At 62.4% G+C, this 11,319-nt stretch carries 10 protein-coding genes; 9 read left to right on the plus strand and 1 reads right to left on the minus strand.

All coding sequences use genetic code 11. The annotated features are described in order from the left end of the window. Positions 1 to 5 precede the first annotated feature (5 nt). On the minus strand, positions 6 to 635 hold the full coding sequence (locus MAB_RS13235; protein WP_005111124.1) for a TetR/AcrR family transcriptional regulator: 630 nt from the start codon (positions 633 to 635) through the stop codon (positions 6 to 8). Positions 636 to 753: 118 nt separating this feature from the next. Between MAB_RS13235 and MAB_RS13240 the strand changes: the two genes are divergently transcribed. The 9 genes from MAB_RS13240 to MAB_RS13275 all read left to right on the plus strand — a co-directional run bounded on the left by MAB_RS13240 (position 754) and on the right by MAB_RS13275 (position 11,314). Next, positions 754 to 2,076, plus strand: a complete 1,323-nt coding sequence (locus MAB_RS13240; RefSeq protein WP_005111128.1) for a flavin-containing monooxygenase — start codon at positions 754 to 756, stop codon at positions 2,074 to 2,076. Next, a complete protein-coding gene (locus tag MAB_RS13245) occupies positions 2,073 to 2,987 on the plus strand; it encodes an alpha/beta hydrolase (protein WP_005111129.1) in 915 nt (304 codons plus the stop codon). The genes MAB_RS13240 and MAB_RS13245 overlap by 4 nt, the downstream gene beginning before the upstream one ends. Continuing rightward, on the plus strand, positions 2,980 to 4,632 hold the full coding sequence (gene fadD1 / locus MAB_RS13250; RefSeq protein ID WP_005093450.1) for a fatty-acid--CoA ligase FadD1: 1,653 nt from the start codon (positions 2,980 to 2,982) through the stop codon (positions 4,630 to 4,632). Before MAB_RS13245 ends, fadD1 begins: the two co-directional genes overlap by 8 nt. A 361-nt stretch (positions 4,633 to 4,993) precedes the next feature. Next, on the plus strand, positions 4,994 to 6,319 hold the full coding sequence (locus MAB_RS13255) for a DegT/DnrJ/EryC1/StrS family aminotransferase (protein WP_005086731.1): 1,326 nt from the start codon (positions 4,994 to 4,996) through the stop codon (positions 6,317 to 6,319). Further along, positions 6,303 to 7,133, plus strand: a complete 831-nt coding sequence (locus MAB_RS13260) for an HAD-IIB family hydrolase (protein ID WP_005082162.1) — start codon at positions 6,303 to 6,305, stop codon at positions 7,131 to 7,133. Before MAB_RS13255 ends, MAB_RS13260 begins: the two co-directional genes overlap by 17 nt. A 2-nt stretch (positions 7,134 to 7,135) precedes the next feature. Further along, positions 7,136 to 8,221 carry a Gfo/Idh/MocA family protein gene (locus MAB_RS13265; protein ID WP_005082163.1) on the plus strand — a complete coding sequence of 362 codons (1,086 nt, stop codon included), beginning with the start codon at positions 7,136 to 7,138 and terminating at the stop codon, positions 8,219 to 8,221. A 47-nt stretch (positions 8,222 to 8,268) separates the two neighbouring features. Then, positions 8,269 to 9,357 carry an MFS transporter gene (locus tag MAB_RS13270; protein WP_005111134.1) on the plus strand — a complete coding sequence of 363 codons (1,089 nt, stop codon included), beginning with the start codon at positions 8,269 to 8,271 and terminating at the stop codon, positions 9,355 to 9,357. 347 nt (positions 9,358 to 9,704) lie between these two features. Then, positions 9,705 to 10,076 carry an HNH endonuclease signature motif containing protein gene (locus MAB_RS25415; RefSeq protein WP_234824821.1) on the plus strand — a complete coding sequence of 124 codons (372 nt, stop codon included), beginning with the start codon at positions 9,705 to 9,707 and terminating at the stop codon, positions 10,074 to 10,076. A 35-nt stretch (positions 10,077 to 10,111) separates the two neighbouring features. Beyond that, positions 10,112 to 11,314: an FAD-dependent oxidoreductase gene (locus MAB_RS13275; RefSeq protein WP_005111136.1), complete on the plus strand. Its 1,203-nt coding sequence runs from the start codon at positions 10,112 to 10,114 to the stop codon at positions 11,312 to 11,314. Positions 11,315 to 11,319 lie beyond the last annotated feature (5 nt).

The raw sequence follows: 11,319 nt of genomic DNA on the forward strand, positions 1-11,319 counted from the left end.
TACAGCTATTTCACGGGCGCAATACGAAGCGCCGGTAGGACATAACGCCGGAAGTGGCGGCGAAGCGACGCTGGATCATCGGGATCGATGCGATTTCCCGGAACGCTGCCCAGGCTGATCATCACCCGAGCAATCCATTCGCTGGCCTCCTCGATGTCGGTCAGCGCATGAATCTCGCCGGTGTCACGGGCGGCCTCTAGGTAGGGTCGCCAGAATCCAGCCAGGTCGGGCACCAGACCTTGGACACCCGTACCGGCGCACGCCATGAATTCCTCCGGCTCGCGCAGGCGGATGCGCATCAGCAAGGTGCCGGGATCGTCATAGGCACGCCGGCCGATCTTGACGCCGGCCACCAGCCGGGCCTCAAAACCGTCGATGTCCGCAAGTTCGGCCGCCGACTGGGCCCAGCTCACCTCGATCAGGCGAATGATCGCCGCTCCCACCAGGGTTGGCTTGTCGGGGAAATGGCGATACAGCCAGGAACGGGAAACACCCGCCTCCTCCGCCACATCCGTCATCGTGGTTGCACGAATCCCCTTGTCGGCCAAGAGTTTCTCGGTAGCGTCCAGCAGTCGCGTGGTCACCGAGTCGCCATCGGATTCAGGAGCTGAACCTTCGTCGAACACTGCGGTCATGGCCACAATCTAAACAAAGTGTAGACACATTTCAAGATCTGTGTACACTCCGAATGCACAGATTTTCAAAACTGTTCACAGGCGGCCGCACGGGTGCGGACGTATCGCAAGGAGGGCCATGACCGGACCCAGTACCGCAATCATCGGAGCCGGCATCAGCGGACTCACCTCCGTAAAGATGCTGTCTGATTACGGGATTCCGCATACGTGTTTCGAGACCTCGGATCGGATAGGCGGAAACTGGGCCTTCGGCAATCCGAACGGACACAGCAGTGCCTACCGCTCGCTGCACATCGACACCTCGCGGCATCAACTTTCGTTTCGGGACTTCCCGATGCCAGACAGCTACCCGCACTTTCCACACCACACGCTCATCAAGCAATATCTCGAGGACTACGCCAGAGCCTTTGACCTCAAGCGCAACATCGAATTTCAGAACGGCATCGTCCATGCCGAACATCGGCCGGGTGGCGGATGGGAGCTGCTGACACAGGCGGGCGAACGGCGGCTGTTCGACCTCCTCGTCGTAGCCAACGGGCATCACTGGGACCCCCGATACCCCGACTTCCCGGGGACCTTTACCGGCACCGCGCTGCATTCACACCACTACATCGATCCGCGGACTCCGCTAGACCTCATGGACAAAAGAATCCTGGTTGTTGGACTCGGCAACAGTGCGGCGGACATCGCCGTCGAGCTGTCCTCGCGGGCCACCGGCAATACCGTGACCCTGTCCACCCGATCCGGTGCGTGGATCGTTCCGAAGTACGTAGCCGGCCAACCTGCGGACAAGTACTTTCGCACCAGCCCACACCTCCCGATGTCCTGGCAGCGCAAGCTTTTTCAGATGATGCAACCGCTCATGTCGGGCCGTCCCGACCAGTTGGGACTCCCGATGCCGAACCACAAGTTCGGAGAGGCGCATTTCACCCAGTCCGTCGAGCTCCCCTTGCGCCTGGGATCGGGCGATATCGTTCCCAAGCCCGACATCAGCCGCTTCGACGGCCACACGGTGCACTTCGAGGACGGCACGTCCACGGACGTCGACGTCATCATCTTTGCCACCGGGTACAACATCACGTTCCCGTTCTTCGACCCGGAGTTCCTCAGCGCGCCGGACAATCGCATTGACTTGTACAAGCGGATGTTCAAACCAGGCCTCGACGATCTGATCTTTGTGGGCCTGGCACAGGCGGTCCCATCGCTATTTCCGTTCGTTGAGTGCCAGGCCCGGTTGGTGGGCGCCTACGCTGCGGGCAAGTACCGGCTGCCTCCTGTCGATGAGATGCGTGCGGTCATCGAGGCGGAGCATCGCAAATACACCGGGCATATGTTGGATCGCCCCCGGCATACCCAGCAGTTGGACTACTTCCTCTATGAACACGACATGAGGACCAAAGAGCTGCCCCGGGGTCTCGCGCGGGCAGGGGGTGTGGCATGAACCGGCAGAGTATTCGATTCAATAGCCATGGAATCGACTGTGAAGCATGGCTGTATCGGGCGCAGACCGTCGAGGATACGGCGCCGATAGTGGTCATGGCCCACGGCGTGGGCGGGACCAAGGACTCGGGACTGGAGCCGTTCGCCGTGCGCCTGGCGGAGGCCGGCATGCACGCACTCGCGTTCGACTACCGCGGCTTCGGTGCATCCGACGGCTTTCCCCGGCAGCACGTGTCGTTTACCCACCAAATCGGTGACTACCACGCGGCAGTGAATATGGCCAGACGGCTGCCTGGTGTGGATCCCACGCGGATCGTCCTATGGGGCGTGTCCCTGGCCGGAGGTCACGTCATGGCGGTTGCCGGTGCGCGCAACGACGTGGCCGCGGTCATCGCACTCACACCACTGGTCGACGGCATAGCGGCGGCCCGTTCGGCGATGACTGAACACAGCGCGGGCACCCTGCTGCGTTCTGCGGTGACCGGACTTCGCAGTCGGCTTGGCCGTCAGCAACGCACGATCCCCATCGTCGGACGCGCTGGTGAACTTGCGGCGTTGACCTCCGACGGATATTACGAGGCGCATCTGGCGATAGCCGGCCCCGCATGGCGCAACGAGATCGATGCGACGGTGGGCACGCAGCTCGTCTCGTATCGGCCCACCAGGTGCGCTTCTCGGATCGGCTGTCCCATCCTGGTCCAGATCGCCGACTTCGACCGTGCGGCACCTCCTCATGCGGCAGCCAAGGCCGCTTTCAAGGCGCGCGCCGAGGTGCGCCACTACCCCTGCGATCACTTCGGCGTGTACCACGGCCAGGAGTGTCACGAGCTCGTCATTGGCCACCAAATAAGTTTCCTGTCAAGGCATCTGAGCATCGAAGCAGTATCGCACACCGAAGCACTTCATGGCTGAGACGATCCAGCAACTGGTGCTGGCCCGTGCCACCGACGACAGCATTGGACTCATCTACCGGGGACAAACCTGGACATGGCGCGCTCATCTGGCCGCGGCCGCGCGCCACGCCGCGGCGCTGATCGGGATTGCCGACCCCACAAGGCCATTGCACGTGGGAACCCTCCTTGGGAATACGCCCGCGATGACAACGGCGATGGCGGCAGCGGCGCAGGGCGGATACATCTTGTGCGCCATCAACAACACGCGCCGTGGCGAAGGTCTGCTACGTGACATCCGGAAGTCCGATGTGCAGGTACTGCTGGTGGACGCCGAACATCGACCGCTCCTCGACGCGGTGGACCTGCCAGATGTGACGGTGATCGACGTCGACAGTGCCGAGTGGATCGAACGGATGAAGACGCCCGGCGAACTGCATCCCTACCGGACTGCCGCCCCCCTTGACCCCTTCATGATGATCTTCACGTCAGGAACCAGCGGCGACCCGAAAGCCGTTTTGGTGACACACGCGACGGTGCTCGTTGCCGCCGAATCACTGGTGGAGCGCTTCTCGCTGTCTGCCGCCGACGTCTGTTACGTATCGATGCCGCTGTTCCATTCGAATGCCGTGCTGGCGGGATGGGCCGTCGCCGTCGCCGCAGGAGCCGCATTGGCTCCTGCGAAATTCTCCGCGTCGCGATTTCTGGCCGACATCCGCGAGGTCGGCGCCACGTACATGAACTATGTGGGCAAGCCGCTGGCCTACGTGCTGGCGACCGCAGAACACGCGGACGACGCCGCCAATCCACTGCGGGTGGCATTCGGAAACGAAGCTTCCGAATCTGATATCGCCGAATTCGCAAGGCGATTCGATGTCACGGTGTACGACGGATTCGGTTCGACCGAGAACGCGGTGATCATAACCCGGGAGGAGGGAACGCCGACGGGATCCATCGGCAAGGGTTTCCCCGGCATAGCGGTCTACAACCCGGACACGTTGCGCGAATGCGCGGTGGCGCGCTTCGACGCGCACGGCATACTGGCCAACCCCGCTGATGCGGTCGGCGAGTTGGTGAATACCCAGGGCGCTGGGTTCTTTTCGGGGTACTACAACGACGACGACGCCACCGGCGAACGCATGCGGCACGGCATGTATTGGTCCGGCGACCTTGCCTACCGCGATGCCGATGGCTGGATCTACTTGGCGGGGCGCACGCCGGACTGGATGCGGATCAACGGTGAGAATCTTGCCGCGGCACCGATCGAGCGGGTTCTCCAACGCCACCCCGCGATCAGCCAAGCAGCGGTGTACGCGGTTCGTGATGAACATGGTGGCGACGCCGTGATGGCCGCGTTGGTGTTGCGTGCCCCGCTGACGTACCTGGGCCTGGCCGAGTTTCTTTCCGCCCAGCAAGACCTGCCGCGTATCGGATGGCCACGGTATATCCGGTTGAGTGAAAATCTCCCCACTACCGCGACCAACAAAATACTGAAACGTGTACTGATTTCCGAAGGTCTCGATATTGCGGACGAGACATTGTGGTATCGCGCGGAACGCGGTGCGGAATATATCGATTTCGATCCAGTGGGCCATTCGCCGCATCTCATCGCGCCAAGGCTCCGCAGCATAGGTGCCGCGGCCCCGCCAAGCGAGCCAACAAGGTGATTCTTGACTATTCCTTGAGGTCATTGAACCACGATGATTTCTGGACTGTTTACCCAGTTCAACGCTGTTATTTTCCGCATAAAACGTAAATAAAGCCGAATTTATCGAATGTGCAGATGACAGTGATCGACGTTCCGAATATCTGGGAATTTACTGTGAAGCCACATTAAGCACACGCTGATCAGATTAATTAGAAGTTAAGCATGCGTGATGGCTGCGTGAAAGCGGGTGTCATATCTATTGACGACGGCCCAATTAAATGACACGTTGCTTTTTGTGCCCGCCGTCGCATGACGCCCGGCGGAGCGGCGACAAGTCGCCATCACAGTTGATTAACCTGCCTTCTTTCCGGGAGTGTCATATGTCTATTGCCGAATCCGCCAATGCGTCGGTGCGCACGGGACCGGCGCCGTCCTCGAAAACCCGGGAGTTCGCGCGGGCGATACTCTCCGGTACCGCGGTGCATCCCGAGGAGATCCCTGCTGGTCGCGCATATACGACGCTACGAGACCTGGCCACCCATCCGGGTCTGCGCGATGTGACCGACGTGTTGATCCCGGGAAGCGCGCCCGACACGGTTGATTTCCTTCCGCTGGCGAGGCTGGTCAACGCCGCCGAACTGCCTGCGATACGTGCTGCCATCGACAGCGTGTTGCCATCCGGCAAGTTCACCTCCGGCCCCCATGTCGACGCATTCGAAGACGAAATTGCGACCTACCTGGGCATCGATCACGTAATCGGGGCCTCCAGCGGCACCGATGCGATGACCGCGGTTCTGTTGGCGCTGGGTGCGGGGCCGGGAACCGAAGTCATCTTGCCCGCCAACAGTTTTGCCGCTACCGAGAACGCGGTCTTCCTGACCGGTGCTCGGCCCGTCCTGGTGGATACCCGGGCAGACGACCACCTACTGGACCCCACCGAAGTGGAGGCGGCCATCACGAGTCGCACGGTCGCGGTACTTCCCGTGCACCTCTACGGTGCGTTCGCCGATATCCATGCTCTGACGGAGGTTACTTCGCGTCACGGAATCCCGGTAGTGGAGGACGGATGCCAGGGAATCGGCTTAGATGGGCTGGGCCACCACAGCGACGCGGCGATTCTCAGCTTCAATCCCTATAAGAATCTCGGCGCGGTGGGGAAAGCGGGCGCGGTGGCAACCCGCTTACCCGGCCTTGCACGCCGAGTCACCGAACTGCTCTATCACGGCTTCGCCGCCGGCCAAAAGAATGTCAAGGCAGCCGGATACGGTCTGAATTCACGCTTGGACAATCTGCAGGCAGCGGTTCTGCGCGCCCGACTCGATTGGCTCGGCGAGAACAACCTCGCCCGCAGCATTCTTGCCCGGCGATACGTCGACGGTCTGGCCGACCTGGCGGAGAGCGGGCTTCTTCGCCTGCCCCATTGGGATACCGACCACGTCTGGCATCTGTTCACCGTCGAAGTGACGAAGCATGACCGAGACAAGGTCACCGAGTCGCTGCGAGCCGCAGGCGTCGCAACTGATCTCTACTACCCGGTGCTCACCCACCGGCACCGAGTGCCCTTGGTGGCAGACCTATTCGAGGGAGTGCGGCTACCCCGCACCGAGGCTGCACATGCACGAATGTTCCAGCTCCCGCTCTATCCCACGCTCACGCTTGCCGAACAAGACCGAGTGATTGGTGTCCTACATGACGTCCTTGGTTGATATTCGCACGGCGACAGACTGGCTGGTGCTGTGCGATTTCGATGAGACATTCTTTGCTCATGACCCTGCGGTCCGCTCGCGACGCGACCTCGCTGACTTGGCAGCGCTGGTCAACAGCCTATCCGCCTCCCGGGGGCTCCGATTCGGGTTCATCACCGGGAGCGCCCCGTCGACAGTGATCGCGGTACTCGGCGATCTGGCCACGTCGCTACAGCCGGCGTTCATCGGTGGCAACTTGGGGACGGACCTACTGGTGGCAGATGCCTCCGGCGCACTCGTTCCCGATCTACTCTGGCATGCGAGATTCCCGGCGCCCGAGGAGTTTTCGGCCCGGGTAGACAGTGTACTGACGTCGCTGCCCGAGTTGATCCTCGCGCCGCAATCGACTCATGGGGCGGGCACCTACAAACGCAATTTCTATCTGCGCGCGGTGACGGAAAACCTCGATGACGACAGCCGGGTCTGGTCGTTGCGGCAGGCGACGGCTGCGCACTCCCTCGCGATCAACGTCAACCACTGCAATCCCGCGGCCGGTGACCCCGAGGGATACCTCGATGTCGACTTCCTGCCATTGGGTGCGGGCAAGCACGAAATCGCACGCTTCTTGCAGGAGACCTGGCAAGTACCGGCAAGCCGCACATTGGCTTTCGGTGATAGTGGTAACGATCTCGGCATGCTCGCCTGTGCCGGGCACGCCTGGCTCGTATCCAACGCCACTGCCGAGGCGCGCCAGGCCCATCCACACGTCACCGCCCGGCCGCACGCAGGCGGAATCGTCGACACCATCGCCAATATTCTTACGAAGGAGCAGTAGCCATGTTGAAAGTCGGAATTATCGGGGCCGGCGGTGTCGCCCGTGCCCACGCTCGCGCGCTGAACACCCTCAAATCTGCCGAACTGGTGGGTGTATTGGATATCGATGCCCGGGCCGCCGAGTCCTTCACCGACGCCTACGGCGGTACCCCGGTCACCGATGTCGATGCGCTGCTGGAACTGGCCGATGCCGTCGTAGTCGCCTCTCCCAACTTTACGCACCGCGACCATTCACTATCGGCACTGCGCGCCGGTCGATCGGTGCTGTGCGAGAAGCCACTCGCACTCTCTCGCGTCGAGGCCAAGGAAATGGTGGCGGCCGCCGGTGAGATCGCCTCCCCCGCACTCGTGGGATTCAACTACCGCCATCTGCCCGTGGTCACTGAGCTGCGCCGCCGACTGCAGCACGGCGACTTCGGCACGATCTGCGCCGTGGAACTTGGGTTTCGGAAGGACTCCGCATACCGGCGCAAGAACCACACATGGCGCGATAGCGGACGTTCCAACGGCACCAGCGGCGCGCTGGGTGATCTCGGCGTGCACCTGCTTGACCTGCTGACCTACATCTCCGGCGGCAGAATTCTCGTCGACGAATGCCAAGCCCGGATCACCACTCATGTGACCAACAAGAGCGACGAGGCGGTCGAGGTCGATGACCATGCGGAGATCTACGGACGCCTCAGCACCGGAAGCATTTTCACGCTCGTGGCCTCCAAAGCCGCGCCGGCGGCTGACTGCGGATTCTCCATCCGGATCGTTGGCACCAACGCGGTGTTCCGGTACCACACGGCCGATCCGGGGCGTTATCTAGTTTCCCGCGGTGCCGACACCGAAACCGTTGACTTGGCGCGTACCTTGCTGTCCGATCCGGACAACGAGGTGCACGGCTGGTCGGATTCCTTCCGCTCCGAAATCGATCACTGGAGCCGTCTTGTGGCGGTAGGCGGTGGAGCCAACCGACAGGCCCTCGCGACATTCGATGATGGTTTGGCCGCGCAAGAGGTCTTGGAGTCGCTGCTGCGTGGAAGTAAGCCGCAGCCAGAGCGCCTGCCGGTCGAGCACACGTTACCGACTCCTGCGGAATTGTGACGCGACGTGACCACGTTCACCTCGCATCGTGCGGTGCCTACGCGGGAGTGGGCACCGCACATGTGTTCTGGGGCACGGTTTCCCCCTACGCCCTGCCTGCCGACTCGGCCGGTCATACGCTGGCGGCCCTAGTCGCCGCGCAGTTCACCGGATTCTTGCTCGGTGTGCTCTCGGCGCCCCGACTCAGTGCCCGTATCGGGGTGGGTCGACACATCGCCATCGCGCTGGCACTCTTCGCGGTTGCGTTGTCGGCGCCGCTGTGGGGACTGAGTCCGCCAATTCTTTTGGCTGCCAGCGTCCTCCTCGGCGCAGCGGCCGGATCGCTGGAGACACAGATCGGCGCTCTGGCACTTGAACCTACCCGAGGGCCCAGGGCTCTGACGGTGCTGGAAGCGTGCTTCGGGTTCGCTGCCTTGTTGTTTCCCGTGCTGGTCTTTCTGCTATCACCGGCGATCTCGTGGCGGGCCCCGGTGGCGGCAGCTGCTATCGCCATGGCCCTGCTCAGTGTGACCTGGTCTTACATCCACAAGGTGTCCTTGGTACGCCCGGTTGGCGAGAGGCGGCCCGGCCCGACATCGCGTCGTGTACCAACCGCGGCCGCGTGCCTACTGCTGGCCTTTGCCATGGTGTACGCCGGGTTTGAGACCAACTTCGCGAATTTCCTGCCGCGAATTGTCGGCTCAGACGGTGAGGTCGGCGCCAGCGTCCTTGCGGTGAGCGGTTTTTGGTTCGGCATCACATCTGGCCGTCTCATCACCGTGACGGTGGTGCATGCCGTCGTCGGGCGAAAGGCATTGGCCGGCCTGGCTGTTGGCCTTACTGGTGTGCTGGTTGGCCTCGCCCAGTTTGGCGATGGGCTGCTCGCGGCCTTGCCGTGGGTGGTGGCGGCCGGGGTGTTTGCCTCAGCCATGTTCCCGGTGGCACTGACGCTGGCTACCCGGAACGGCGGCATTCCCATCCCGATCATGACGAGCTATTTTGTGGCCTGCGCAAGCCTTGGCGGCGCAGCGATGGCCGTCCCCGTCGGGTTCACGCTCGACAGGTTCGGATCGCATGGCGTTGTGCTGCTATTCGCAAGTGTTGCTACGCTTCTCGTAGCTCTCATCATCGCACCAACCCGCCTCCCCAAGGGGTGACGCTGTGCCTGCCGCGTGTGACACAAGTTGTTACGAAAGACGATGCACTGCTACGCCCGTACCACTTTATTCGAATATATGTTTGGCATACTGGGGGATGGTGAGCTGATCGATGTGATCGTGTCCTCCCAACGGACCGAGGCCCAGGCCGCACGGCTACCACGACACCCTGGAGGACCCCGAAAGTCCCGAGCCGGCGCAGCTATCCGGATTCGGAGTCACCAACGCCGCTCAGGCCCGTCGGATCGCCGCACAACCCGGCACCAGGATCCGCGCACTCGATGGACCGACGGATACCGAGGGTTACCGCCCGTCCCGTGCCCTGGACCGCTTCGTTCGGTGTCGTGATGAGACGCTTCCCCGGCTGCTCGCAGCCCGCCGAAAGCGCCGACCTCGATCACAGCATCCCGTACGCAATCGGTGGGCATACGAGTGCCGATAATCTGAAAGCGCTGTGCCGTAAGCATCATCTGTTGAAGACCTGCTGTGGATGGCGCGAAGTTCAAGAACCCGACGGCATCATCGTCTGGAAGGCGCCCACGGACACATTTACCGCTCCGGCCTGCGCGCTACTCTTCGCCAACCTCACTCGCTCTCGTACCCGAGCTCAAGATCGCAAACAACGGCGACGAACCGAGCGAAATTGTAACCGGCGCACACGATTACAGTGCGAAGATGCTCGGTTGGCGTACGCGGAAGCCAACCCACCTCCCTTTTAGCCTCCGCGGGAGCGTATCCGGCGTAGCGTCCAGATATGGCGCAAGTGCTACGAACTCAAGTGTGTGTCGCCGGCGGCGGTCCTGCGGGACTGATGCACGCCCTATTGCTGGCCAGGGCCGGGATCAACGTTGTGGTCCTGGAAAAGCACGGTGATTTCTTGCGTGACTTCCGCGGGGACACTGTGCATCCCACCACGATGCGGATCATGGATGACATCGGGCTCATCGATGAATTCCTCACGCTCCCCCATCAGAAAGTCGATCACATCGCGTTCGACGGCGACGGACAGTTGCGCACCTTCGGCGACTTCCGCGCCCTGAAATGGCTGGGCTACAAACAGCCGTATATCGCCTTCATACCGCAATGGGATTTTCTTGACTTCCTCGCCGAAAAAGCTGAGCGGTACCCGGAATTCACCCTGATTCGCAACGCGGAGGTCACCGACCTTGTCCTCGAAGGTCACCAGGTGACCGGCGTACGATCGTCGGCTCGGGAAGTGCGGGCAGACGTGGTGATCGCCGCCGACGGGCGCAACTCGGCAGTGCGTGCCGCCTCCGGTCTGCAGACCGCCAGCGAAAGCTCACCGATGGATGTGCTGTGGTTCCGGTTGAACCGCCGGCCCGGAGACCCGAACGAGAGCTTCGCTGTCCTGCGCCGGGGCATGCTGCTGGCAATGATCCACCGCGGCGACTACTGGCAGGTGGCTCACCTGCTACCCAAGGGCACGGGCGCACAGCGGGGTTCACTGGACGCGTTCAAAAAACGACTGGTGACGGCGCGCCCCCAGCTACGTGAGCACGTCGACGACCTGCATACCTGGGATGACACCAGCCATTTGGATGTCCGGGTCGACAGGCTCAAAACATGGTGGCGGCCCGGCCTGCTGTGTATCGGCGATGCTGCGCACGCCATGTCACCGGCCGGCGGTGTCGGGATCAACCTGGCCGTCGCCGATGCGGTGGCTGCCGCCAATATCCTGGTGGAACCACTGCGCACCGGGAGCCTGAGCGACCATCACCTCGAGGCAGTACAGCGGCGACGCGAACTGCCCACCAAGGTGGTCCAAGCCTTTCAGGTGTTCCTTCAGAACAACGCGATCGAGCCCGTCCTCAGCGGGGACCTGTCCCCTATCAAGCTGCCGTTTTTCGTGGGGCGGTGGCCGCTCAAATTCATACCGCCGATCGCCGTCGGCAGGGGGCTGCGTCCCGAGCGGGTACACACGCCCGACGTGCACTAGCGCGC

Origin of the sequence: Mycobacteroides abscessus ATCC 19977 (assembly GCF_000069185.1) — a bacterium.
Lineage (GTDB): Bacteria > Actinomycetota > Actinomycetes > Mycobacteriales > Mycobacteriaceae > Mycobacterium > Mycobacterium abscessus.

What these genes read in the sequence shown, in the direction of transcription:
- MAB_RS13240 (WP_005111128.1), top strand. Translation starts at nt 754, where the DNA reads ATGACCGGACCCAGTACCGCAATCATCGGAGCCGGCATCAGCGGACTC.
- MAB_RS13235 (WP_005111124.1), bottom strand. Translation starts at nt 635, where the DNA reads ATGACCGCAGTGTTCGACGAAGGTTCAGCTCCTGAATCCGATGGCGAC.
- MAB_RS25415 (WP_234824821.1), top strand. Translation starts at nt 9,705, where the DNA reads ATGAGACGCTTCCCCGGCTGCTCGCAGCCCGCCGAAAGCGCCGACCTC.
- MAB_RS13265 (WP_005082163.1), top strand. Translation starts at nt 7,136, where the DNA reads ATGTTGAAAGTCGGAATTATCGGGGCCGGCGGTGTCGCCCGTGCCCAC.
- MAB_RS13260 (WP_005082162.1), top strand. Translation starts at nt 6,303, where the DNA reads ATGACGTCCTTGGTTGATATTCGCACGGCGACAGACTGGCTGGTGCTG.
- fadD1 (WP_005093450.1), top strand. Translation starts at nt 2,980, where the DNA reads ATGGCTGAGACGATCCAGCAACTGGTGCTGGCCCGTGCCACCGACGAC.
- MAB_RS13245 (WP_005111129.1), top strand. Translation starts at nt 2,073, where the DNA reads ATGAACCGGCAGAGTATTCGATTCAATAGCCATGGAATCGACTGTGAA.
- MAB_RS13255 (WP_005086731.1), top strand. Translation starts at nt 4,994, where the DNA reads ATGTCTATTGCCGAATCCGCCAATGCGTCGGTGCGCACGGGACCGGCG.
- MAB_RS13275 (WP_005111136.1), top strand. Translation starts at nt 10,112, where the DNA reads ATGGCGCAAGTGCTACGAACTCAAGTGTGTGTCGCCGGCGGCGGTCCT.